The organism is Bradyrhizobium sp. BRP56 (assembly GCF_020194035.1).
Taxonomy (GTDB): Bacteria; Pseudomonadota; Alphaproteobacteria; order Rhizobiales; family Xanthobacteraceae; genus Bradyrhizobium; species Bradyrhizobium australafricanum.
In genome coordinates this window covers 35777-59266 of the sequence record NZ_JADYVV010000034.1, presented here as the reverse complement: position 1 = coordinate 59266, position 23490 = coordinate 35777, and the positions used below count along the sequence as shown (strand labels likewise).

At 65.5% G+C, this 23490-nt stretch carries 19 protein-coding genes; 7 read left to right on the top strand and 12 right to left on the bottom strand.

The genetic code is table 11. The annotated features are described in order from the left end of the window. Nucleotides 1-346 precede the first annotated feature (346 nt). Complete coding sequence (locus tag I6F38_RS23550) at nucleotides 347-1381, top strand: cysteine synthase A (protein ID WP_225161973.1); 1035 nt, start codon at nucleotides 347-349, stop codon at nucleotides 1379-1381. A 149-nt stretch (nucleotides 1382-1530) separates the two neighbouring features. Here I6F38_RS23550 and I6F38_RS23545 read toward each other — a convergent pair whose 3' ends face one another. Genes I6F38_RS23545 through I6F38_RS23530 form a run of 4 tightly spaced genes read right to left on the bottom strand, consistent with a single transcriptional unit; the run spans nucleotide 1531 to nucleotide 6045 of the window. Continuing rightward, nucleotides 1531-2271 carry an amino acid ABC transporter ATP-binding protein gene (locus tag I6F38_RS23545; protein ID WP_225161972.1) on the bottom strand — a complete coding sequence of 247 codons (741 nt, stop codon included), beginning with the start codon at nucleotides 2269-2271 and terminating at the stop codon, nucleotides 1531-1533. An 11-nt stretch (nucleotides 2272-2282) separates the two neighbouring features. Beyond that, nucleotides 2283-3803 carry an amino acid ABC transporter permease gene (locus tag I6F38_RS23540; RefSeq protein WP_225161971.1) on the bottom strand — a complete coding sequence of 507 codons (1521 nt, stop codon included), beginning with the start codon at nucleotides 3801-3803 and terminating at the stop codon, nucleotides 2283-2285. Continuing rightward, a complete protein-coding gene (locus I6F38_RS23535; RefSeq protein ID WP_225161970.1) occupies nucleotides 3800-5005 on the bottom strand; it encodes an ABC transporter permease subunit in 1206 nt (401 codons plus the stop codon). The genes I6F38_RS23540 and I6F38_RS23535 overlap by 4 nt, the downstream gene beginning before the upstream one ends. 23 nt (nucleotides 5006-5028) lie before the next feature. Further along, nucleotides 5029-6045, bottom strand: a complete 1017-nt coding sequence (locus I6F38_RS23530; RefSeq protein ID WP_028339759.1) for an amino acid ABC transporter substrate-binding protein — start codon at nucleotides 6043-6045, stop codon at nucleotides 5029-5031. A 328-nt stretch (nucleotides 6046-6373) separates the two neighbouring features. Between I6F38_RS23530 and metC the strand changes: the two genes are divergently transcribed. The 5 genes from metC to I6F38_RS23505 all read left to right on the top strand — a co-directional run bounded on the left by metC (nucleotide 6374) and on the right by I6F38_RS23505 (nucleotide 12171). Beyond that, entirely contained in the window at nucleotides 6374-7570 is a 1197-nt protein-coding gene (metC, locus tag I6F38_RS23525; protein ID WP_225161969.1) for a cystathionine beta-lyase, read from the top strand. Between the two features lie 281 nt (nucleotides 7571-7851). Next, the gene (gene cpaB, locus I6F38_RS23520) at nucleotides 7852-8652 is read left to right on the top strand and encodes a Flp pilus assembly protein CpaB (protein ID WP_225161968.1); all 801 of its coding nucleotides are present in this window, start codon (nucleotides 7852-7854) and stop codon (nucleotides 8650-8652) included. A gap of 91 nt (nucleotides 8653-8743) precedes the next feature. Beyond that, complete coding sequence (locus I6F38_RS23515) at nucleotides 8744-10135, top strand: type II and III secretion system protein family protein (protein WP_225161994.1); 1392 nt, start codon at nucleotides 8744-8746, stop codon at nucleotides 10133-10135. 33 nt (nucleotides 10136-10168) lie between these two features. Further along, complete coding sequence (locus tag I6F38_RS23510; RefSeq protein WP_225161993.1) at nucleotides 10169-10906, top strand: CpaD family pilus assembly protein; 738 nt, start codon at nucleotides 10169-10171, stop codon at nucleotides 10904-10906. Continuing rightward, nucleotides 10903-12171 carry an AAA family ATPase gene (locus I6F38_RS23505; protein ID WP_225161967.1) on the top strand — a complete coding sequence of 423 codons (1269 nt, stop codon included), beginning with the start codon at nucleotides 10903-10905 and terminating at the stop codon, nucleotides 12169-12171. The genes I6F38_RS23510 and I6F38_RS23505 overlap by 4 nt, the downstream gene beginning before the upstream one ends. 15 nt (nucleotides 12172-12186) lie before the next feature. Here I6F38_RS23505 and I6F38_RS23500 read toward each other — a convergent pair whose 3' ends face one another. Then, complete coding sequence (locus tag I6F38_RS23500; protein ID WP_225161966.1) at nucleotides 12187-13011, bottom strand: tetratricopeptide repeat protein; 825 nt, start codon at nucleotides 13009-13011, stop codon at nucleotides 12187-12189. Between the two features lie 141 nt (nucleotides 13012-13152). Further along, nucleotides 13153-13398 carry a PilZ domain-containing protein gene (locus I6F38_RS23495; protein ID WP_076828746.1) on the bottom strand — a complete coding sequence of 82 codons (246 nt, stop codon included), beginning with the start codon at nucleotides 13396-13398 and terminating at the stop codon, nucleotides 13153-13155. Between the two features lie 336 nt (nucleotides 13399-13734). Between I6F38_RS23495 and I6F38_RS23490 the strand changes: the two genes are divergently transcribed. Further along, a complete protein-coding gene (locus I6F38_RS23490; RefSeq protein ID WP_225161965.1) occupies nucleotides 13735-15435 on the top strand; it encodes a Na/Pi cotransporter family protein in 1701 nt (566 codons plus the stop codon). Nucleotides 15436-15484: 49 nt separating this feature from the next. Here the strand turns inward: I6F38_RS23490 and I6F38_RS23485 are convergent, their stop codons facing one another. The 6 genes from I6F38_RS23485 to pbpC all read right to left on the bottom strand — a co-directional run bounded on the left by I6F38_RS23485 (nucleotide 15485) and on the right by pbpC (nucleotide 23480). Further along, a complete protein-coding gene (locus I6F38_RS23485; protein WP_225161964.1) occupies nucleotides 15485-17284 on the bottom strand; it encodes a M23 family metallopeptidase in 1800 nt (599 codons plus the stop codon). A 198-nt stretch (nucleotides 17285-17482) separates the two neighbouring features. Then, entirely contained in the window at nucleotides 17483-17821 is a 339-nt protein-coding gene (locus I6F38_RS23480; RefSeq protein WP_016845896.1) for a lipid-A-disaccharide synthase N-terminal domain-containing protein, read from the bottom strand. Beyond that, nucleotides 17821-18612 carry a glycosyltransferase family 2 protein gene (locus I6F38_RS23475; protein ID WP_225161963.1) on the bottom strand — a complete coding sequence of 264 codons (792 nt, stop codon included), beginning with the start codon at nucleotides 18610-18612 and terminating at the stop codon, nucleotides 17821-17823. Before I6F38_RS23475 ends, I6F38_RS23480 begins: the two co-directional genes overlap by 1 nt. Nucleotides 18613-18678: 66 nt before the next feature. After that, on the bottom strand, nucleotides 18679-19524 hold the full coding sequence (locus tag I6F38_RS23470; protein ID WP_225161962.1) for a phosphatase PAP2 family protein: 846 nt from the start codon (nucleotides 19522-19524) through the stop codon (nucleotides 18679-18681). A gap of 1 nt (nucleotide 19525) precedes the next feature. After that, the gene (locus I6F38_RS23465; protein ID WP_225161961.1) at nucleotides 19526-21190 is read right to left on the bottom strand and encodes a glycosyltransferase family 39 protein; all 1665 of its coding nucleotides are present in this window, start codon (nucleotides 21188-21190) and stop codon (nucleotides 19526-19528) included. Between the two features lie 163 nt (nucleotides 21191-21353). Beyond that, complete coding sequence (gene pbpC / locus I6F38_RS23460; protein WP_225161960.1) at nucleotides 21354-23480, bottom strand: penicillin-binding protein 1C; 2127 nt, start codon at nucleotides 23478-23480, stop codon at nucleotides 21354-21356. Nucleotides 23481-23490: the final 10 nt, after the last annotated feature.

The following is a 23490-nucleotide window of genomic DNA, read 5'->3' as shown; positions in this document are numbered from 1 at the left end:
GAAGTCACGATTCTTACAAAGATTTCATGGGGATTTCTCGGCTCCTGTTGCATTGAATCCGCAAGATGTGCCGGCGCGGCGCCAGACTCGCGCCACTGCGCACCGCGCCGTCAGGTCTTGATTGGCCGAGAGCGCGCAACTCATGCAAAACCGCGGACCACAGGATGATTCTGCTGGCCGACCCGACCGCCGCAAAACGGCGTTCTCCCGAAGCTCGAGACATCCGCGCGTGCGAGGTCAAGCGTGTTGAACCCGTCTTTTGCCGCAGTGCAAAAGCCCTTCCCTTTTTCGATCAGCACACTAGGTTCGCCAAGCAAGACACAGCCCGGCAAAGAAATTCCCCGACATGATATTCAACAAAGACGTCATCGAAGCGATCGGCAACACCCCCCTCATCAAGCTGAAACGCGCGTCCGAACTGACCGGCTGCACCATTCTCGGCAAGGCCGAATTCATGAACCCGGGCCAGTCGGTGAAGGATCGTGCCGGCAAATGGATGATCCTGGAGGCCGAGAGGCGCGGCACGCTGAAGCCCGGCGGCCTCGTGGTGGAGTCGACCGCGGGCAATACCGGGATCGGGCTTGCGGTCGTGGCGAGTGCGCGCGGCTACCGCACCCTGATCGTCATTCCGGAGACGCAGAGCCAGGAAAAGAAGGACATGCTGCGGCTGTGCGGCGCCGAGCTGGTCGAGGCGCCGGCGCTGCCCTTCGCCAATCCGAACAACTATCAGCATCTCGGCAGGCGTCTCGCGGAGCAGCTGCGCAAGACCGAACCGAACGGCGTGCTGTTTGCCGACCAGTGGAACAATCTCGACAATCCCAAGGCGCATTACGACTCGACCGGACCGGAAATCTGGCAGCAGACCGACGGCAAGGTCGACGGCTTCATCTGCTCGGTCGGCACCGGCGGCACGCTTGCCGGCATCAGCCGCTACCTGAAGGAAAAGAACCCGGCCATCGTCACCGCCTGTGCCGATCCGCACGGCTTCGGGATGTACGAACTGTTCAAGAATGGGCAGGTCAAATCGACGCCGGGCGATTCGATCACGGAAGGCATCGGGCTCGGACGCGTCACGCCGGTGGTCGAGACGGCGAAGGTCGACACCGCGTTCCTGATCTCCGACGAGGAAGCCGTGACCATCATCTATGAGCTTTTGGAGCACGAAGGCCTGTGCCTCGGCGGCTCGACCGGCGTCAACATCGCAGGCGCGATCCAGCTCGCCAAGCAGCTCGGCCCCGGCAAGACCATCGTCACCATCCTCTGCGACTCCGGCAACCGCTATCAGTCCAAGCTGTTCAACCCGGCCTTCATGCGCTCGAAGAACCTGCCGGTCCCGGAATGGCTGGAAAAGCGCAGTAACATCGAGCTGCCGCTGGTCTAGGGAGCGAATGCGTCCCCGCAGACGTCATTGCGAGGAGCTATTGCGACGAAGCAATCCATGCTTCCGATGCGCAAGATTGGATTGCTTCGCGGAGCCTGTCATCCGGCGGCGCTTTGCGCCGACCGGGTGGCTCGCAATGACGGCAGAAATCACCGCAGAATCTGGCTCAGGAACAGCTTCGACCGCGCGTGCTGCGGGTTGGCGAAGAATTCCTGCGGCGTGTTCGATTCGATGATCTGGCCGGCGTCCATGAAGACGACGCGGTTGGCGACCTCGCGGGCAAAGCCCATTTCATGGGTCACGACCAGCATGGTCATGCCCTCCCTGGCAAGATCGACCATGGTGTCGAGCACTTCCTTTACCATCTCCGGGTCGAGCGCCGAAGTCGGCTCGTCGAACAGCATCACCTTCGGGTTCATGGTCAGCGCGCGGGCGATCGCAACGCGCTGCTGCTGACCGCCCGACATCTGGCCGGGAAACTTGTTGGCCTGATGCGGGATCTTGACCCGCTCGAGGAACTTCATCGCAGTGGCCTCGGCATCCTTCTTCGGGATGTTGCGCACCCAGATCGGCGCCAGCGTGCAATTGTCGAGCACGGTGAGATGCGGGAACAGGTTGAAGCTCTGGAACACCATGCCAACCTCGCGGCGGACTTCGTCGACACGACGAAGGTTCGGGCCGAGGTCGATGCCGTCGACCACGATCTCGCCCTCCTGGAACTCCTCCAGCGCGTTGATGCAGCGGATCAGGGTCGACTTGCCCGAACCGGACGGGCCGCAGATCACGATGCGCTCCCCCTTGCCGACCTCCAGGTTGATGTCGCGCAGCACGTGGAAGTCGCCGTACCATTTGTTGAGAGCGGAAATGTTGACGATCGGGGTTGTGGACATGGTGACCTTGTTCAGTGGCGGCGGTGAGCGTTGAGCCGATTTTCGACGAACAGCGAGTAGCGCGACATTCCAAAGCAGAACACGAAGTAGATCATTCCAGCGAAGGCGAAGCCGGTAAAGGCCGTGGTCGGCGTCGACCAGGTCGGATCGGAGAACGTCGCATGCAACGACCCCAAGAGGTCGAACAGCGCGACGATCGAAACCAGCGAGGTGTCCTTGAACAGCGCGATGAAGCTGTTGACGAGACCCGGAATCACGTGGCGCAGCGCCTGCGGCATCACGATCAGCGACGTGGTCTTCCACCAGGACAGGCCGAGCGCGCTCGCCGCCTCGCCCTGCCCGCGCGGGATCGCGGCAAGGCCGCCGCGCACCACCTCGGCCTGGTAGGCGCCGGCAAACAGCGCGATGCCGATCAGCGCGCGAACCAGCCCGTCGACGTTGAAGTTGCCCGGCAGGAACAGCGGCAGCATATAGGTTGCGAAGAACAGCACCGTGATCAGCGGCACGCCGCGCCAGAACTCGATGAAGGCGATCGAGAAGATCCGGATCAGCGGAATGGTCGAGCGGCGGCCCAGCGCCAGCGCGATCCCGATCGGCATCGAGGTGACGATGCCGGTGACCGACACCACCAGCGTCACCAGGAGGCCGCCCCACAGCCTGGTGTCGACGATGGGCAGTCCGCCGCGGTCGAGCCCCATCAGCTTGATCACGATCGCGATGCCGGCAAAGCTCGCCAGGCTCCCGAACAGCGCCCGTTGTCCGGCTCGCACGCCGCCGCCGAGGAAAAACAGGATCAGCGAGACGATCGCCGTGGTCAGCAGGAAGTCGAACCACAGCGGCTGGCTCGACATCTGGAGCTGCTCGCGCAGCCAGGTCAGCGGAAAGATCAGCCAGCCGATCAGGCTGCCGGCGAGCACGATGATGTTGCCGACGGCCCACAGCAGTGGCCCGATCGCCGAACTCCGGCTGAGATTGACCAGCGCCTGACCGGCATTGACGATGCTGTCGTCGAACAGCTGCAACAGGCTCGCGACCCAGCTGACGCCGAAACCGGCTAGTCCGCCGCCGCGCAGCAGGAAGAAGGCGACCGCCGGGAACGCGAAGAAGAACAGGCTCGCATTCAGGCCCTTCGCCGGCAGGCGCGGAATAAGGAGTGGCAGCAACAGGACGGCCGCAAGGACGAAGGTCAGGTTGACGCGCCAGCGTTCGGCTTCCGGGTAGAAGCCGTAGATCAGCTGGGTGAGCTTGGCCTGGATGTAGGGCCAGCAGGCGCCGACCTGACGGCCGGCGGTCTCGGCGAGGCATGCATTGCGGTCCTTGCCGCTCCAGACCGCATCGACCAGCAGGAACTTGAACGCGGGAACGATCGTGTACCAGAGCAGCCCCAGCGCCAGGATCGTCAGCAGGATGTTGGTCGGCGAATTCAACAGCCGCGTGCGGATGAAGCCGACGAGGCCGGTGGTCTTCACCGGCGCCCGGCGCTCGGGCACCAGGTCCTGCCGGACGAAGGATGACGCGGTGGCGTCGGTCATGCCCCAAGGCTCCGGTTGATGCGCCAGCCATAGACACTCATGATCGCGCTGGTGACCAGCGAGATCAGAAGGTACACGCCCATGGTGATGGCGATGATCTCGATCGCCTGGCCAGTCTGGCTCAGCGTCGTGCCGGCGAATACCGAGACCAGGTCGGGATAGCCGATCGCGACCGCCAGCGACGAATTCTTGGTCAAGTTGAGGTACTGGTTGGTCAGCGGCGGAACGATGACGCGCATCGCTTGCGGCACGACGATCAGCCGCAAGGTGGTGCCGCGCGACAGGCCGAGCGACGAGCCGGCTTCCATCTGTCCCTTATGGACCGACAGAATGCCGGCGCGGACGATCTCGGCGATGAAGGCCGCCGTATAGGTCGACAGCGCGACCACCAGCGCAACCAGCTCCGGAATCACCCGCGCACCGCCGGCGAAGTTGAAGCCCTTGAGTTGCGGCAGCTCGAAGGTCACCGGCAGCCCGAACACCAGCATCGTCACCAGCGGCAATCCGGCCAGCAGGCCGAGCACATAGGGCCAGATACGGATCGCCTGCCCGCGTTGAAACAGCGCCCGCCTTGCGTAGCCGCGCAGCGCCAGCGCGCCTGCGATGCCGATCGCAAGCGCGATCAGAAACGGATCAAGTCCGGGCTCGCCGATCGGCCGCGGAATCACCAGCCCGCGATTGGAGAGGAAAAAAGCGTTGAACAGCGAGATGCTCTGGCGCGGCCCCGGCAGCGCCGCCAGCACCGCGAGGTACCAGAATAACAGCTGGAACAGCAGCGGCAGATTGCGCACGATCTCGACATAGATCTCGCCGAACCGCGCCAGCAGCCAGTTCGGCGACAGCCGGCACAGCGCAATGATGAAGCCGATGATGGTGGCGAAGACGATGCCAATGCCCGCAACCAGCAGCGTGTTGAGCAGGCCGACAAAGAACACCCGCGTATAGGTGTCCGACCCCGAATACGGGATCAGGTTCAGGCTGACATCAAAGCCCGCATTGTTCTTGAGAAACCCGAACCCGGAGGCAATGCGCTGCGTCTCCAGGTTGGCGCGGGCATTGGCCACGATCTCATAGGCGACCCAGGCCAACACCGCCGCGAACACGATCTGCACGGCAAGGCCAGTCCAGCCGGACTGGCCGCCGAGCACGCGCTTCAGGCGGAAGATGAACTGCGGCGGTGGTTTTCGGGGCTCGGTCGTCATCGCCGCAGCCACCTCGTCGCCGATCAGCGGATCGGAGGCGCGTACTGGATGCCGCCCTTGTTCCAGAGATTGTTGAGCCCGCGTGCGATCTGCAGCTTCGACCCGACGCCGACGTTGCGATCGTACATCTCGCCGTAATTGCCGACGGCCTTGATGATGCGGGAGAACCAGTCCTTGGTCAGGCCGAGCTGCTCACCGAGATTGCCGTCGGTGCCGAAGGCGCGCTTGAGGTCGGGCTTGTCCGACTTGGCCATCTCGTCGACGTTCTTCTGGGTGACGCCGAGTTCCTCGGCATTGATCTGGGCGAACAGCGCCCACTTCACGATGTCGAACCACTGGTCGTCGCCATGGCGAACCATCGGGCCGAGCGGCTCCTTGGAGATGATCTCGGGCAGCACGACGTGGTCGGCCGGGTTGGCGAGCTTCAGCCGCTGCGCATAGAGTTGGGACACGTCGGAGGTGAACACGTCGCAGCGGCCGGTCTCGTAGGCCTTCACGGTCTCATCGGCGCCGGCGAACGCGATCACCTCGTACTTCATGTTGTTGCCCTTGAAGTAGTCGGCGAGGTTCTGCTCGGTCGTGGTGCCGGTCTGCACGCAGACCGACGCGCTGTTCAGCTCCAGCGCCGAGTTCACCTTGAGCGACTTCTTCACCAGAAAGCCCTGCCCGTCATAATAGGTCACGCCGGTGAAGTTGGCGCCGAGCGAGGTATCGCGCGACAGCGTCCAGGTGGTGTTGCGCGACAGCACGTCGATCTCGCCCGACTGCAGCGCGGTGAAGCGGTCCTTGGCCGACAGCGGCACGAACTTGACCTTGGACGGATCGTCGAAGATCGCCGCCGCGATGCCACGGCAGATGTCGACGTCGATGCCGGTCCAGTTCCCCTTGTCGTCCGGCGAGGAGAAGCCCGGCAGGCCGCCGCTGACGCCGCAGGACAGCTGGCCTCGGTCCTTGACCGTCTTGAGGGTTTGCGCCGAGGCGGCCTGGACCGACAGGGCGGCGGCAGCGGCAAGGGTGACAGCCAGGGATACGCGTTTCATGGGCGGGGCCTTTCAGGGTCGTCCGGTGGACGTTTGCATTGTGATCGCCTCGCGTTCACGGGCCATCCCAATGATCCCTTGCAGCAAAAATGCCGATTTGACCGGCAGTTTGACCTGCAAACCGGTCAGGCAACGGATCGTAGGTCGCGGCAGGCCCCTCAACGTGCGGCGACTGGTAGTTGCGCCGCATCACATAGCGACTGACGAGCCCGGTCAAGGGGTTGACGCATGTCTTCTACCTCTTGTTAGTAACACCTCCCGGCCCGGCCCCGTCTTCCCGACGCGGTACGGCTGCGGCAAAAAGTCTAAAGTTTAACGGCAGCGCTCCATGACCTCCTCCGACGGCTCCACGCCCTCCCACCCGCAACAGGCCGCCACCCGCCTGGTCACGGCCGGCCGCGACACCAAGGCCCAGAAGGGCTTTGTCAATCCGCCGGTGTTTCACGGCTCGACCGTGCTCTATCCGACCGCGGAGGACCTCCACGCCCATCGCGCCGAATTTACCTATGGCCGCCATGGCAGCCCGACCACGCGGGCGCTGCAGGACGTGCTGATGGCGCTGGAAGGCCCGCAATGCGCTGGCGTCGGCCTTGCCCCGTCGGGACTGGCGGCGATCAGCACCACGCTGCTCGCCGTGCTCAAAGCCGGCGATCACCTCCTGGTGTGCGACAATGCCTATCGGCCGACCCGCAATTTCTGCGACAACATGCTCAAGCGCTACGGCATCGAGACCAGCTATTTCGATCCGCTGATCGGCGCCGGCATCGAGACGCTGTTCAAGCCGAACACCCGCGCGGTGCTGATCGAAGCGCCCGGCTCGCAGACGTTCGAGATGCCGGATGTGCGGGCGATATCGGCCGTCGCGCATGCCCGCGGCGCGCTCATGATCGACGACAACACCTGGGCGACGCCGCTCTATCACCGCTCGCTCGAACAGGGCGTCGACATCAGCATGCAGGCCGGCACCAAATATATCGGCGGCCACTCCGACATCATGTTCGGCACCATCGCAGCCAATGCGAAGGCCTGGCCGCTGATCCAGGAGGCGATCCGCCTGCTCGGCGTCTGCGCCGGCCCCGACGACGTCTATCTCGCGCTGCGCGGGGTTCGCACGCTATCGGTGCGGCTTGCGCAGCACCACCGCTCCGGACTCGAGATCGCGCGCTGGCTCGGCGCGCGGCCCGAGGTCGATCGCGTGCTGCACCCTGCCCTCGACACCGATCCCGGGCACGCGATCTGGAAACGCGACTTCACCGGCGCCTCCGGGCTGTTCAGCGTCGTGCTGAAGCCGGTGCCGCAGACCGCGGTCGATGCAATGCTGAACGCGCTCACTTTGTTCGGCATGGGCTTTTCCTGGGGCGGCTTCGAAAGCCTCGCCATCCCGTTCGACTGCAGCGACTATCGCACCGCGACCAAATGGTCGCCGGGCGGGCCGACGCTGCGGCTGCATATCGGGCTCGAGAATCTCGACGACCTCAAGGCCGATCTCGACCGTGGATTTGCGGCGTTGAAGGCCGCGCTCTGATCCTCGCGCCCTGCCACGTTAGACGACATTAACCACGCTCCACCGGCGCTGACGCCGCGTTGCGACCAACGTCGTACGCCTTAAGCACGAGCGATCTCCGGGATTCTGCGGAGATGCAACGGCGCCGATAACTCGCCGTTCACCATCCCCACCAATCCCTTAATTGTCCGAACCTTCCATCAAGTTCCCTTATACTTTTGCGGCCGTAGTGATGCCTCGGGAAGGGCTGTCAGTGCCGCAAGGACGCGATTGCCCTGTGTGAAGGGCATTCAGACAATCGCATGAAAACGGCACGCATCGTGGTCCTCGGCATCGCCGGCGTCGCAGGCCTCGCGGCCATGTATCTCGCGAGCGTTGGCGATCGCAAACCGGCGCCGGTCGCGCCGCCCGTCGCGCAACTGCCGACCGTCGAAGTGCTGGTCGCAAAGTCCGACATCGGGCTCGGTCAAGCGGTCAAGGCCGAAGACATCCAGTGGCAGCGCTGGCCGGCTGAAACTGCAAGCAGCGCGTTCATCCGTCACGACGCCAACGCCAATGCCATGAACGACGTTATCGGTTCGATCGCACGCGCGCCCTTCATCGTCGGCGAACCGATCCGCGAGCAAAAGCTGGTCAAGGCCAACGGAAGCGGCTTCATGGCCGCGATCCTGCCCTCCGGCATGCGCGCGATCTCCACCGAAATCTCGCCGGAGACGGGCGCCGGCGGCTTCATTCTGCCGAACGACCGCGTCGATGTGATCCTGTCGCGACGCGACAAGAATCCCGACCAGCAAGGCGGCCGCGATATCGTCACCACTGAAATCCTGCTGTCCAACGTCCGCGTGCTGGCGATCGACCAGGCGCCGAAGGAGAAGGACGGCAACAACTCCCTCGTCGGCAAGACCGTGACCCTCGAGCTCAAGCCCGAACAGGCCGAGACGCTGGCGCGCGCCCGGCAGAGCGGAACGCTGGCGCTGGCGCTGCGCAGCATCGCCGACGTCAACGAGCAGACCGACGAGACCAGAGACCATGCCCCGAAGCGGGGCGAGAGCATCAAGGTGGTGCGCTTCGGCATCCCGAGCTCTCTGACGACACAGAAGTGATGGGGGCTTCGATATGACGACGGGTGCGAAACAAATGGCGACGTCGACCACGCTGGTCCGCGCGCTGTCATTGTCGGCGATCACTGCGCTGATGCTGATCCCTGCGCTTGCCAGCGCGACCGATCCCGACAAGAACGCGGACGTCGCGGTGACGAGCAGCATCGCCGCCAAGACGCGCTCCGTCTCGCTCGGCGTTGGCAAGTCGGTCGTGGTCGACCTGCCGCGCGAGGCCAAGGACGTTCTGGTCGCCGATCCCAAGATCGCCAACGCCGTGATCCGCTCGGCGCAGCGCGCCTATATCATCGGCGCGGCGGTCGGCCAGACCAACGTGGTGTTCTTCGACGCCGACGGCAACCAGGTCGCCTCCTACGACATCGCGATCAAGCGCGACCTCAACGGCATGCGCGCCGCGCTGAAGCAGATGCTGCCCGGCGTCCAGATCGAGGGCGTCGGCGACAGCGTCGTCCTGACCGGCACGGTGGCAAGCCCGGTCGAGGCCCAGCAGGCCGGCGACATCGCCGCCAAACTGGTCGGCAGCGCCGACAAGGTCGTCAATTCCATCGTGGTCCGCGGCCGCGACCAGGTGATGCTGAAAGTCACCGTCGCCGAAGTCCGCCGGGACGTCGTCAAGCAGCTCGGCGTCGACCTCAGCGCCAACATGAACTACGGCACCGCCGCGGTGGTCTTCAACAACGCCAACGCCTTCACCGCCAATAACGGTGCGCTTGCCCCCAACAACGGGCTGACGGGCGCAGCCCTGAACAAGCTCGGCGTACCGACCGTCACCGCGACGCTGCGCGCGATGGAGAGCGCGGGCGTCGTCAAGACGCTGGCCGAACCCAACCTCACCGCGATCTCCGGCGAGTCGGCGACTTTCATTTCGGGCGGCGAGTTTCCGATTCCCACCGGCGTCACCTGCCAGACGACGACGTCGGGCACGATCGGCAATTGCGTTCAGACCGTCAGCTTCAAGAAGTTCGGCATCTCGCTCAACTTCACTCCGGTGGTGCTGACGGAGGGACGGATCAGCCTGAAGGTGATGACCGAGGTCTCCGAAGTCTCGATGGAAAACGCCCTGACCGGCGGCCAGAACGGCACGACCATTCCCTCGATCAAGACCCGCCGCGCCGATACCACGCTGGAGGTGCCCTCCGGTGGCTCGATCGCGATGGCCGGTTTGATCCAGGAGCAGACCAAGCAGGCCATCAACGGCATGCCCGGCGTCGACCAGATCCCGATCCTTGGCCAGCTCTTCAGGAGCCAGGACTTCGTCAACAACGAGACCGAGCTCATGGTCATCGTGACGCCCTACGTGGTGCGCGCCGTTGCGCAGAAGGAGCTGTCCCGTCCTGACGACGGATTTGCCCCGGCTTCCGACGCGCAGTCGGCACTGCTGGCGCGCGTCAATCGCATCTACGGCGTTGCCGCCCGCAGCGAGCCGATCGGCGCCACGCCGGTCAACTTCGGCTTCATCATCGACTGAGGCGCGGACCTTGAAGGGTTGGGGGATCCTATGATGACACGCAACACACAAGCCGGTCGTGCCAGGACGCTGTCGCTGTTCGGCGCCCTGGTCGTCAGTGCGATCGCGCTCGGCGGCTGCAATCTGACGAGCGATGTTGTCACCGGCACGGTGCCCGACGACTACCGGCAGCGGCACCCGATCGCCGTCACCGAAGGCGAGCAATCGATCGTCGTCTTCGTCGGCCGTGCCCGCGGCAACCTCACCGAAACGCAGCGCGACGACGTCATGGGGCTGGCGCGTACCTGGCGACGCGAAGGCACCGGCGCGATTGCGATCGACGTGCCGGCCGACAGCTCGAACGCGCGCTCGGCACAGGCAGTGTATCAGGAGATCCGCGGCCTGCTGGCGTCGATGGGCGTGCCCGCCCATGCCATCACCAAGCGTCCCTATCATCTCGACGATCCGCGCGCGCTTCCGACCATTCGGCTGAGCTATCCGAAGATGGCCGCCGTCGCCGGTCCCTGCGGAGTGTGGACGAGCGACCTCGGTCCCTCGATCTACAATCCGAGCTACAACGAGAACAAGCAGTACGACAATTTCGGCTGCGCAACGCAGCGTAACCTTGCCGCCATGGTCGCCAATCCATCCGACCTCGAACAGCCGCGAACCGAGACCGCCGCCTATACGCCGCGCCGTACGATCGCGTTCGATAAATACCGCAAGGGTGAGTCGACCGCGACCGCCTACCCCGAAGCCGAGAAAGCCAAGCTGAGCGACGCCGCGAAATGACCGAACAACAAGACGAGCCGCAGCACGCCAACGATTACATCGCGCCGGCGCCGCGGATTTCCGTGCAGGCGTTCTGCGCAAGCGTCGCGACCGCCGCGAACGCACGCGCGGCTGCCGACGACCGCCGGCTCGCCAAGGCTCATCTCTCGGTCCATATGGGCGGCATCGCCGCGGCGATCGACGCCTACCACAAGGCGCCGACGCCCAACGTCATCATGCTCGAGACCGAGCCGGACCATGATTTCCTGGCCGGTCTCGACGAACTCGCCACAGTCTGCGATCCCGGCACCCGCGTCGTGGTGCTCGGCAGGCCCGGCGAGACTGCGCCGTATCGCGAACTGGTCCGGCGCGGCGTCAACGACTACGTCATCGGGCCGGTCAAGGTGCTCGACATCGTGCGCTCGATCTGCAGCCTGTTCTCGGCCTCCGAAGCGGTCTCGGTCGGCCGCCTGATCGCGGTCGCGGGCGCCAAGGGCGGCGTCGGCGCCTCGACCATTGCCCACAATGTCGCCTGGACCATCGCGCGCGACCTCGGGCTGGATTCGGTCGTCGTCGATCTCGACCTCGCCTTCGGTACCGCCGGGCTGGACTATAATCAGGACCCGGTGCAGGGCATCGCCAACGCCGTGTTCTCGCCCGAACGTCCGGACTCTGCCTTCATGGAACGCCTGCTCGCAAAGTGCGGCGATCATCTCAGCCTGCTGGCGGCGCCGGCCACCCTCGACCAGGTCTACGATTTCGGCGCCGAGGCGTTCGATGCCATCTTCGATACGATGCGCATGACGACGTCCTGCATCGTGCTCGACGTGCCGCATCAATGGACCGCCTGGACCAAACGCGTGCTGGTCGGTGCCGACGATATCCTGATCGTGGCCGAGCCCGACCTCGCCAACATGCGCAACACCAAGAACATGATGAACCTGTTGAGGACCGCGCGTCCGAACGACCGCCCGCCGCTCTACTGCCTGAACCAGGTCGGCATGTCGAAGCGCCCCGAGATCGAGGTCAAGGATTTCGCCAAGACGATCGAGAGCCAGCCGATCGCGGCGATCCCGTTCGACTGCAGGCTGTTCGGTGAAGCCGCCAACAACGGCCAGATGATCGCGGAAGTCTCCGCGCGTCACCGCACCACTAGGACTTTCCTGCAGATCGCGCAGCGCCTCACCGGCCGCCCCGATCTCGCCGAAGCCCGCGAGTCGTTCCTGTCGCCCATCCTCAAGAAACTGCAGTCGCGCCGAAACGACGGGCGCCGGGCCGCCGGCTAGTGTCCCGCTAGCGCCCTAGTCGCGGCGACTGGCTGCGACCGGGATCTTCTCGGCGTCGGCGCGGCTCGCATCCCTGCGCGCCAACAGCCGCTTCAGCGCGGCGACGTTGGCTGAGCCCTGCTCCGCCGGCAAATCGGCCTTCATGATGGTTTCCGCCTCGGACTGGCGGCCCTGCAAGCCAACCACGACGGCGAGATTGGTTCGCACCCGCATGTCGCCGGGGGCGCGTTCCCGCGCACGGCGCAGCGTCTCCTCGGCCTTCGGCAGGTCCTTCGACAGCAGGTAGGACAGCCCGATATTGGAGAGCACCGACGGATCGTCAGGCACGATCTTCAGCGCACTCGCATAATACTGCCGCGCCTCGTCGTGGCGATCGAGCTGGTCGAGCACGGCGCCCTGTGCCGACAGGATGCGCCAGTCCGGATCTTCCGGGGTATGCGCGCGCCCGAGCACGTCGAATGCCTGCTGGAAATTGCCGTTGTCGGCGAGCGCCCGTCCGTAGCCCGCGAGCAGCGCCTTGTTGCTGGGCTGCGCCAGCACCGCCTGCTCCATGACGGCGACCGCCTGGGCCCGCTGGCCGGTGGCGCGCAACGCCCGGGCGTATTTCAGCGCGGCGTCGGTGTCTTTCGGGTTGGCGCGGACGCGCTCGTGGTAGGTCGCGATGTCGCGCCGCGGATCGGCCGGCGCCGGCGTGGCCTCCGCCGTCTCGCCCAATGAGCCGGTGATGTCAGATGGGCCGGAGGTTTGACAGGCGGACAACCCGATCAGCAGGATCGCGGCAGAAACCGTGCCCGCGAGACGGCGCGCGCGGCCTGAGGGTCGGGGTAATTTCTCAAACATAAAGCGAGACTCGGAACGGCGAAGGTTCCGGGATGCTCACAGCTTAACCCTAAGGTCCGGTTAAGGATGCCATCATGTCGCCGTCATCCGGCCCCAAATGCGGTGCCGGACGCTTGGCGAGAAAGCAGCCAGATGGCCGGTTCAATCGACGAACTGGGCGCCGAACTCGTGCCCGATTTGCCAGGCCAGCCGGCACTGACGCGGACTGCCGCTCGACAGGATGATGGTGAATTCCGGCGGGATCTCCAGATATTCGGCGATCACCTTGACGCCGCCGGCCGAAATATCGGTGATCATGCAGTCGCGTGGCAGCGACCCTGTGCCCAGCTGAATTTTGGCGACGCTCCGGCACGGGCGGCGTTCGCTCTTGCGGCGATTCATAAACATTCTGATCCCCAAGCCTTTCTGGGCAACTTCCTAGCCTATCGTCATAACCGGGAAAGATTGGAAACTGCCTAGCGGAACCGATCGCAATTGAGCGGTCGCGTTCGAGATTCGTTTACTGGGGGCGCCCTCGCCGGGCCCCACAAGCTTTGATCAATCAAAGATTGAATCGTTGAAGATTGTCGCTGCAGGTCGCATAACGCTCTGCCGATGGGCCGATCCACTCAGAGCGCGCGTTGCTCCCGCCCGAGCTCGCATGAGAACAAAAAGGGGTTGATCGCCAGTCGATAGACGATACCTATATCCTTTCGACTCGAATTCGCCGGGATGCCAGGAAGCATGGGAAGCATTGTTCTGCTCGATCTGATGGGGGGCGTGGCGCTCCTGCTGTGGGGCCTGCACATGGTCCATAGCGGGATTCTGCGTGCCTTCGGGCCGGATTTGCGGTTGCTGCTCGCCCGGGCGCTGCGCAATCGCTTTACCGCCCTTGGCGCCGGTCTCGGCCTGACCGCCCTGCTCCAGAGTTCGACCGCGACAGCCCTGATCACCAGTTCCTTCGCTGCCGAAGAGATCGTCAGCCTGGTGCCGGCGCTCGCGATCATGCTCGGCGCCAATATCGGCACCACGCTGATCGTGCAGGTGCTGTCGTTCAACGTCGCCGCCATCGCGCCGGTTCTGTTCATTGTCGGCCTCGTCGCGTTCCGCAGCGGGCCGCGCTCCCGGATCAAGGATCTCGGCCGCGTCTCGATCGGCCTCGGCCTGATGCTGCTGGCGCTGCACATCCTGCTCGATACGATGGCGCCCGCCGAGAATGCCCCGGGCGTGCGCGTGTTTCTGGGCGCGATCACCGGCGATCCCGTGCTCTGCATCGTGATCGGCGCCGTCGTCACCTGGCTGGTCCATTCCAGTGTCGCCAGCGTGCTGCTGGTGATGTCGCTGGCCTTTTCCCAGTTCATCTCGCCCTATGCCGCATTTGCGCTGGTGCTCGGCGCCAACCTCGGCAGCGCCATCAATCCGTTGCTGGAGGGCGCGCGGCGAGACAATCCGGCGAGCTACCGGCTGCCGGTCGGCAACCTCGTCAACCGCGTCGTTGGCATCCTGCTGGTGGCGCCGTTCCTGCGCCCGATCACCGAGATCATCTACGCCTGGCAGCCCGATCTCGCCAAGGCGACTGCGCTGTTCCACATCGCCTTCAACGTTGCGACTGCGCTGCTGTTCATCGGCGTGCTCGATCACATGGCGCGGCTGCTCGAGCGTCTGTTGCCGAAGCGAGCGCAGGAGACCGATCCATCACGGTCGCGCTATCTCGACGAGAGCGCGCTGGAGACGCCTTCACTGGCGCTGGCCGATGCGGCGCGCGAGGTGCTGCATATGGGCGATCACACCGAGGCCATGCTGCGCAAGGTGATGGCGGCGATGCTGACCAACGATCGCGCCCTGGTCGACCAGGTGTCGAAGATGGACAACACCGTCGACCGGCTGAACGAGGCGATCAAGCTTTACGTCACGAAACTCACCCGCGGCAGCCTGGACGAGCGCGAGGGCCAGCGCGCGATGGAGATCGTCGCGTTCGCGATCAATCTCGAGCATATCGGCGACATCATCGACAAGAACCTGAGCGAGCTCGCGACCAAGAAGATCAAGCATCGCCTGCAATTCTCCACCGAAGGCGCAGAGGAATTGTCGGCGTTCCACAAGCGCACGATCGACTCGCTGCGGATCGCGTTCGGCGTGTTCATGTCGGGCGATGCCAACGAGGCGCGCAAGCTGCTCACCGAGAAGGCGGCGCTGCGCGCGGCCGAATTGGCCGCCGTCGAGCGTCATCTGGAGCGCCTGCGCGAAGGCCGGCCCGAAACCATCGAGACCACTTCGCTGCATCTCGACGTGCTGCGCGACCTTCGCCGCATCCATTCGCACATCTGCTCGGTCGCCTATCCCGTGCTCGATGCCGCCGGCGAGACCGCCGTCGATCGCGAGAGCACCACCATGGACGCGACCGACGTTGCGGCGCCCGTGCCTTCGAGCTCTCCGGGCTCCTGACCCCGGCAAGGCCGGCCGCGCCGGCATGGCGTGATGCGATCTGCGCTCGCTATGTCGGCGGCCGATGTTCGGAGCCGGAACGCCGCTGTTGAAGCGCGGAGACCGCAGCGAGTTGGTCGATGCTGTCACGCTGGCGATCGAAGGCCCCAAGCAGATCGCCTTGCAGCAGCCGGCCGCCCGACAGCTTCATCCGAAGCGGATCGACGTTACGGCCGTTGATCCGCACCTCGTAATAGAGGTGCGGTCCGGTCGAGAGCCCGGTCGATCCGACAAAGGCGATCGTCTCGCCCTGTCGAACGCGGTCTCCGATCTTCAGCCCGGGCGGGAAGCTCGCGACGTGGGCATAGGTCGTCTCATAGCCGCGGTCGTGCCGCACGCGGATATATTTCCCGTACCCGCGTTCGTACCCTTCGGTCTCGACGACGCCGGCGCCCGCGGCCGCGATGGGCGAACCATAGGGCGCCGCATAATCGACGCCCTCATGGAAACGGCGGTCGCCAAGGATCGGATGAATCCGCCAACCAAAGCCATCGCCGAGCCGCCCGCTCACCACCGGCTTGCGCAACAGGAATTTGGTGATGGACTGGCCGGTCTCGTCATAGAAATCGGAGCTGCCATCGTCCGGCGCCGTGAAGCGATAGTACCGGCGGGTCTGTCCGCCCGCCGTCAAATCGATGAAGACCAACTCCGGCTGACCGATGTCGTTCGGCGCATAGATGATCTCGGCCACATCGGCGTCGCCGAGCGGCTCGTCGAGGTCGAAATCGCGGCCACAGAGCCGCATCAATTCAGCGACGATCCCCTGGTCGACGTGGTTGGAACGCGCAAGCGCGTCAAGGCCGTCACGGAGCGTTTCGCCCGGAACGGAATGCGTATCGATCGACTCACGCAGCGGGCTGTCGCTCCGCACGGCGATGTCGGGCTGTTCCGGTACGATCGCTTGGTATTGGCCGCCGTCGGTGCGACCGACGGCGGACACATCGGAGCCGGCCCGTTCGATCGACACCTTCGCGACATGGCCGCGCGGCGAACCGGAGTCTTCGCCTTGTTCGATGACCGTGATTTTCTCGCCACCGGACAGCGTCTCTCGAGCGCCGGGCGACGGGAAAGCGGCAAGGATCGCCGGCGCGTCCTCCGCGGCCGCCGTCAGCGCCCGCAGAATGGCAGCCAGCGTGTCGCCGCTTCTCGCGATAATGACATGTCGACGGTGACGCGACGACGAAGGCGACTTCGGAAGGTTGGTGACGTTAACAGCCTCGCCGATCGGAGCCGACGGATGCGGCACGTCTTCGCCGTCAGCATAGGCGCTGGTGCCGCCCGGCAGTGGGCGCCGCGATGGACCTGTCCGTATGATGGCTGGCAGCTCCGACAGCAGGTCGCGTTGCGAGCCCGCTCGCGCGTCGTCCTTTTCGTCTCCCCGCGCTTTCTGGTGTGGCTCGAGATCGATCTCCGCGAGCCGCGCAGACACGCGGGTAAATCGACGGACCGCGCCGGCATCGCTCAGCTGCTCAATCTTGAGCGCAGCGGAATTGCCCTGCGAGCCGAGCCTCCGGTCGAGGCGATCGCCGCGCCGCGCCTCGTCAACTACCTGCCCTGCGAAGCGCGGAAGTGACACGACCGGCGCGGCTGCGAATCGCGCGTGATCGCCAAACGCCCCGCGAAGCGCGCCGGCAAGAAGAGCGACGGCGGCGGATCCGATCAAAATCGTCCCCGCCATCCAGCGGAAACTGACCGCGCGCCGGTCAGGCAGCTTGCCTTCGCCGGTCAGCGGTGGCTCGTCAAGCGACGGAATATCGCGGACGCTCGATAGATAACCACCCGCTTTCGTCGCTTCGTCACGGCTGGTCATCAACGCCCCTCATCCCCTGGGGCACGGTCTCGAGATGCCGCCACGCCCACGGCAAGCCGTAGATGCCATGCGGCTTGGGGCGAATGTTTGACCTTGGTTCAGATTCGGTCGCAATTGATGCCGGGCTGAGCCCGATGCTGGAATCTATCGAGATTCCCGAACAAGGCCTACCGCTCGCCGCTCCGACGATGACGGCAATCAGCTATCGAGCGTTTTCGACCCGCGGCCGCGGTTCTTCACGATCAGCATGATGTTGCGGATGTAGATCAGCGTGGCCAGCCCCTGCCCGATGATGATGACGGGCTCGCGCTTGGCAAGCCCGTAGATCAGCGTCATCAGGCCGCCACCCATCGAAAAGAACCAGAACGCCATCGGCACCACGCTCTGGCCGGCGCGTTCGCTGGAAATCCACTGCACGAGGAAGCGCGCGGTGAAGAACAGTTGCGCGATCAGGCCGAACGCCAGCCAGAAGTCGAACTTGGCGATGAACACGTCGTAGAGATAGGCGCTCAGCGCCTGACCGTACTGAATCAGCATCACTTCACCTCGGTCACGCCCGGCACGCCAGTGACACCGGGCACTTCAGCGACCACTTCAGTGACGACCGGCGTCGGCTTCTTGCGGCGGATCAGCCACCACACGCCACAGAGATCCATAATCCCGATCCAGAGCCGGTCGAAGAATCCATAGTTCGACACGCCGGAATGGCGCGGCCGATCGACGACGTCGACATAGGCAATCGCCAACCCCTCGCGGCGGACCAGGGCCGGAAGAAAACGATGCAGCCCGTCGAAGTAAGGCATCGCCAGAAACACCTCGCGCGGAAACGCCTTCAGGCCGCATCCGGTGTCGCGGGTGCCGTCACGCAGGATGATGCCGCGCACCGTGTTGGCGATGCGCGATTGCAGCTTCTTGAAGCCGGTGTCCTTGCGCCCGACGCGCTGGCCCGCGGCGAGGCCGACGCGGCCGTTGCCGCTCTCGACCGCCGCGATCAGGTCCGGCAAGAAGGCGGGATTGTTCTGCCCGTCACCGTCGAGCGTCGCCACGATCGCGCCGCGCGCTGCGCGCACGCCGCTGCGCACGGCCGCCGACTGGCCCGACGAGGCTGCGTGGCGGAGCTGTCGTAGATTGGGCCGCTTGGCCATGATCGCGCTGAGCCGTTCGCCGGTGGCATCCGTCGAGCCGTCATTGACGTAGACGATCTCGTAGGCCCAGCGTCCGTCGAGCGCGGCCGCGATCTCGGCGATCAGCGGCGCGATATTGTCCGCCTCGTTGCGCACAGGCACGACGATGGAAACGGCGACCGGCGTCTGGTCGGGAGCAGGCAAATCGGCACTCGTGGTTGGTGTTGTCGGCGATGGAACCAGCCCGATCCGGCCGTCGGGCGACCGCTTTTATGGGGCGAAGGCGCTCCTCGCAACCCTTTTGAGACGCCCGTCCGACGGTCCTGACAGCGCCACCACAGTGCCGTCGCGATGAATGGCAAAACCAAGGCGGCGGGCGGCGAACCAGTAGCGCACGACCATCGCGCCGATCACCCCGACCAGCGCGCCGGCCACCACGTCGCTCGGATGATGCGCCAGCAGCACGAGCCGGGTCGCGGCGATGACCAGCGCATAGACCAGCATCGCGAACCGCGCGCCCGGCCACACCGCGGACACCGCAAAGGCCAGTGCGAACGCCGTGATCGAATGTCCCGACGGAAAGCTCGAATAGGCCTCGGTGCCGGCGAAATGCTGGAAGTTGAAGGCGTTGGCCTTGCCGCCGACAAAGGGCCGCCCGCGGCCGACGATCCACTTGATCAATTCACCGACAGCGACCGAGAGCACGACCGATAGAAACAGGTATTGCAGCCTTGTCCCGAAGCCAAGCAAGGTGGCGCGCGGCACGCCGCGCAGCGCAGGCGCCGCCAGCGCGACCGCGACCAGCAGCAGGCCAAGCGCGCACAGCACATACTCGTCCTTGCCGAAATCGGTGAGCGTCTTCACCCACCACAGACCCGGCGTGCCGCGTGGCGGCATCAGACTGATCTCGGTGACATCGAACGCATACATCAGCGTGATGATCACGGCGCCGACGATGACGACGAGCAAAAGTCCGTGGCGCGCGGAGCGGCGCGCCGCCTCGGCGCGGCGCGAATGCGACGGTGCCCGCACGAGCTGGGCAAAGGACAGCCAAACCAGTGTCAGCAATCGTCCGAAATAATTGGCGGATTCCGGGGTGGCTGGAAGCGCCGGCATGTCATTCCGTCCCTTCGGAACGGAAGATCGCGATCGAGACCGCCTTGCCCTGCGAGATGTTGTAGCCCTCGACGCGCACCGGCGCGTTGTAGCGCAGGCCGATCGCCTCGGCGCGCTGCACGAAGGCGCGCTCCGAGCGCTGTTCGACCAGCGCGAAGCGGCAGGAGCCCTGCCTGAGGAAATCCGCGGCGCCCGATCCGTCGGTGAGCAGTGTCGAGGTATCGGTCATGAACACGAGGCTCGGCTCGTGGAAGCCGGCGGCTGCGGCCTTCGGGCCGACGCAGGTCACGTTGCGCAAGGCGCGTGCGACCTCCTGGCTCGGAAATACGGTGGTGAGCCGCGGCAGCACCACGCCATAGGTGCCGGCTGCCATCAGCGCCGCGGCAATCACCGCATTGAGCAGCGAGCGCTCGGCGCGGCTGTCCTCGAACAACCACCACGCGATCAGGCCGAACACCATCGCGACGGCGAACAACGGCCAGGCCGGAAACACCGGCTGATGGATCGCCTTGATGGCGCCGACGATCACCAGCACCGCGCCGAATGCGGGGATCGCGAACCACCAGGCGGCGCCCCGCAACAGCCAGGGCGAGCGCGACAGCACGCGCCGCTCCAGCGCGCCGACGGTCAGGATCGCGATCGCCGGATAAAGCGGCAGCACGTAATGCGGCAGCTTGGTCAGCACGGCCTCGAACACGATCCAGGACGGGATCAGCCAGGCCAGCAGGAACTGCGCACCGGGCTCGCGCCGCGCCCGCCAGACCGCAGGCGCCGCCATGCCGGCGAGCGGCGCACCGGGCCAGAACGTGATCCAGAACAGCAGCAGATAGATTCCAGGGGGCGCACCGTGGGATTCCTGCGCACCGAGCTTGCTCAGCATGTCGCCGCCGACCGAGTCGGCAAAGAAGGTCTCGCCGGCGCGCAGGAAGATCAGCACGAACCACGGCAGCACCAGCACCAGGGTCCACATCAGACCCCAGACCGGGCGCATGCGCCAGAACCAGGCCGCCGATCGGTCGAGGATAGCAAGCCCCGCCATCGCAAGGCCGACGAACATCAGGATCAGCGGCCCCTTGAGCAGGATGCCGACCGCCAGTGCTGTCCAGAAGACCGCGGGCGGGCCCCATGACGGGTGTGCGGGATCCTCGCCGCGCTGCCACGACAGATAGACTCGCGCCATCGCACCCATCGCCGCGGTGACTGTCAGCAGCAGCATCGCGTCGGTCTTGGCGAGCCGCGCTTCGACCCCGAGCAGCACGCAGCTTGCCATCATCAGGGCGGCCAGAACCGCCCCCTGTCGTGTCACGAAGGCCAGCGCCGTCCAATAGGTCAGCAAAACGGCGCCGATGGCGCCGATCAGGGACGGCAGGCGGTAGACCCAGATGCGGACCTGGGCGCGCGGCACCCCGAGCGCGGAGACGGTCTTCAGCGCCGCCGCCTGCATCCAGTAGATGCCAACCGGTTTCTTGTAACGGACGTCGTCCTGGAAGCGGATGTCGACGAAATCGCCGCTCTCGACCATCTGCTTGGTCGCCTGGGCAAAGCGGACCTCGTCACGGTCGACCGGCGGGATGGTGAAGAAGCCCGGCAGGAACAGCACCAGGCAGGTCAGCGTCAGGAACAGGATCAAACGCCATTGGCTGGCCGTTGCGAACTCGAACGCCATGAACAGCCTGCGGCTCGAATGCGCAGGTTTTACAGACTGTTGCCCTGCTCCGAAGCGCCGGGGTTGGAGGCCATCCACCATGGGTTTCGCATACGATGAAACCGCAGCGCAAACAACTGTGCTGTTCCGCTTTCCGACCGTGCCGCTCCGCTTTCCCGTGCGATCATTGCACGCGGATCACAACGGTATCCGCGGCACCCGTGGCATCGATCACGGTGAGCCGGGCGAAGCCCGGCCCCGGCGGGTCGATCAGGCGCTGGCGCCGGCTGTCGATGTCCCCGGCTGAGACACCATTCACAAGCACCGTCAGCGGCAGCACCCCGCCGGCGACCTTGACCGGCAGGGCGGCATTGCGGCCGCCCTCGGATGGATCGACGTCGATGCGCGAGCCGTTCAGCGGAAACTGGATGTGCGGGGCCTGGTCGTTGCCGCTACGGACCAGCTCGCCGAGCGGCCGGAAGCGGCGCAGCGGCGGCGGCAGTTTCGCGTTGGATGCGACCAGCACGCCGCGTGGCGGCTTCGGCAATGCCGCCGGGATTTTGCCGGTGCGCGCAAAGGCGTCGAACAGAATCGGCGCCGCGGCCGTACGGCCGACCAGACCCGGCACCGGCGCGCCGTCGGGACGGCCGACCCAGACGCCGATGGTGATGCGGCCGTCGAAGCCGACCGACCAGGCATCGCGATAGCCGTAGCTGGTGCCGGTCTTGAACGCGATCCGGTTGTGCACGCCGTTCTCCGGCGGCGGCGTGCCGAGCAGGACGTTGCCGACCTGCCAGGCCGCAGCCTGATCCATCAGCCGCATCGTGTCGCGGCTGTCGTTCTCCTGCATGATCTCGCGCAACGGTTTAGTCGCGCCGAGCCGCGCCAGGCCGGAATAGAGCTGGGCGAGATCCTGCAGCGTGATGCCGACACCGCCGAGGCCCATCGCAAGGCCCGGCGCCTCGTCCTTCGGCAGCACGAGACTGGTGCCGGCCTGCTTCAGCCGCGACGACAGCCGGCTGGCACCGACGCGATCGAGCAGCGCGATCGCCGGCACGTTGAGCGACAATTGCAGCGCCTTGCGGATCGGCACCGTGCCCTGGAACGTCATGTCGAAATTTTCCGGCGCGTAGGTGCCGAAGCGGATCGGCCGGTCCTCGATCAGGCTGTCGGGATGGACAAAGCCATCTTCGAAGGCAAGGCCATAGATGAACGGCTTCAAGGTCGAGCCCGGCGAGCGCACCGCGCGCGTCATGTCGACCTGCCCGGCCCGCCGCTCGTCGAAATAATCCGCCGAGCCGACGCGCGCGAGCACGTCGCCCGTCTCATTGTCGACCACGACGATCGCAACCGAGACATCAGGCCCCTGCGCAATGGCACGGTCGCGCGCCAGCGCCTCCAGGTTCCGCTGCAGCGTGGCGTCGAGCGTCAGCTTGATGACCGGCGCATCCTTCATCGTCGCGATCGCCTGATCGGACGAATGCGGCGCCAGGATGGGAATCTGCTTGCGCATCTTCGGCACCGCCGTCGCCGTGGCCTGCGCGGCATCGTCCTTCAACACCACGCCATCCTCGACCATGCGCTCGAGCACGCGGTCGCGCGCGGCGTGGGCGGCGTCCGGGAAACGATCGAGCCGCCGCCGCTCCGGCGATTGCGGCAGCGCCACCAGCAGCGCGGCCTCGGCGAGCGACAGCCGCTTCGGCTCCTTGCCGAAATACGCGATCGAGGCGGCGCGGACGCCCTCGAGATTGCCGCCGAACGGTGCCAGCGCGAGATAGAGATCGAGGATCTGGTCTTTCGAGAGCTGCCGCTCCAGTTCGACCGCGCGCACCATCTGCCGCAGTTTTGCGTAGACCGAGCGCTGGTGACGCGGCTCGATCAGCCGCGCCAGCTGCATCGTGATCGTCGAACCGCCCGAGACGATATGGCCGCTGGTGAGCAGCTGGAATGCGGCGCGCGACAGCGCCAGCGGATCGATGCCGTGATGCTCATAGAAGCGCTTGTCCTCATAGGCGAACAAGAGCTTCAGATAGGTGGGATCGACTGACGTCTTGGCGTCGACCGGCAGCCGCCAGCGCCCGTCCGCCATCGCATAGGCGCGGAGCAGCTTGCCGTTGCGATCGATCACCGTGGTCGAGACCTGCTGCGCCTTGTCGAGCGGCAGCGGCCCGAGCGAAACGATCCAGGCGGCGAAGGCGCCGGTGATCGCAATAACGACGACGGCCATCGCGGCCGCTACGCGGAGCGCCAGCTGCCCACTGCGCTTGTCATGCCCGGGCTTGACCCGGGCATCCACATCCTTCGTTCGCATGGACGCGCCT

Coding starts and splice junctions, on each gene's coding strand:
- I6F38_RS23550 (WP_225161973.1), top strand. CDS start 347: ATGATATTCAACAAAGACGTCATCGAAGCGATCGGCAACACCCCCCTC.
- I6F38_RS23545 (WP_225161972.1), bottom strand. CDS start 2,271: ATGTCCACAACCCCGATCGTCAACATTTCCGCTCTCAACAAATGGTAC.
- I6F38_RS23540 (WP_225161971.1), bottom strand. CDS start 3,803: ATGACCGACGCCACCGCGTCATCCTTCGTCCGGCAGGACCTGGTGCCC.
- I6F38_RS23535 (WP_225161970.1), bottom strand. CDS start 5,005: ATGACGACCGAGCCCCGAAAACCACCGCCGCAGTTCATCTTCCGCCTG.
- I6F38_RS23530 (WP_028339759.1), bottom strand. CDS start 6,045: ATGAAACGCGTATCCCTGGCTGTCACCCTTGCCGCTGCCGCCGCCCTG.
- metC (WP_225161969.1), top strand. CDS start 6,374: ATGACCTCCTCCGACGGCTCCACGCCCTCCCACCCGCAACAGGCCGCC.
- cpaB (WP_225161968.1), top strand. CDS start 7,852: ATGAAAACGGCACGCATCGTGGTCCTCGGCATCGCCGGCGTCGCAGGC.
- I6F38_RS23515 (WP_225161994.1), top strand. CDS start 8,744: ATGCTGATCCCTGCGCTTGCCAGCGCGACCGATCCCGACAAGAACGCG.
- I6F38_RS23510 (WP_225161993.1), top strand. CDS start 10,169: ATGACACGCAACACACAAGCCGGTCGTGCCAGGACGCTGTCGCTGTTC.
- I6F38_RS23505 (WP_225161967.1), top strand. CDS start 10,903: ATGACCGAACAACAAGACGAGCCGCAGCACGCCAACGATTACATCGCG.
- I6F38_RS23500 (WP_225161966.1), bottom strand. CDS start 13,011: ATGTTTGAGAAATTACCCCGACCCTCAGGCCGCGCGCGCCGTCTCGCG.
- I6F38_RS23495 (WP_076828746.1), bottom strand. CDS start 13,398: ATGTTTATGAATCGCCGCAAGAGCGAACGCCGCCCGTGCCGGAGCGTC.
- I6F38_RS23490 (WP_225161965.1), top strand. CDS start 13,735: ATGGGAAGCATTGTTCTGCTCGATCTGATGGGGGGCGTGGCGCTCCTG.
- I6F38_RS23485 (WP_225161964.1), bottom strand. CDS start 17,284: ATGACCAGCCGTGACGAAGCGACGAAAGCGGGTGGTTATCTATCGAGC.
- I6F38_RS23480 (WP_016845896.1), bottom strand. CDS start 17,821: ATGCTGATTCAGTACGGTCAGGCGCTGAGCGCCTATCTCTACGACGTG.
- I6F38_RS23470 (WP_225161962.1), bottom strand. CDS start 19,524: ATGCCGGCGCTTCCAGCCACCCCGGAATCCGCCAATTATTTCGGACGA.
- I6F38_RS23465 (WP_225161961.1), bottom strand. CDS start 21,190: ATGGCGTTCGAGTTCGCAACGGCCAGCCAATGGCGTTTGATCCTGTTC.
- pbpC (WP_225161960.1), bottom strand. CDS start 23,480: ATGCGAACGAAGGATGTGGATGCCCGGGTCAAGCCCGGGCATGACAAG.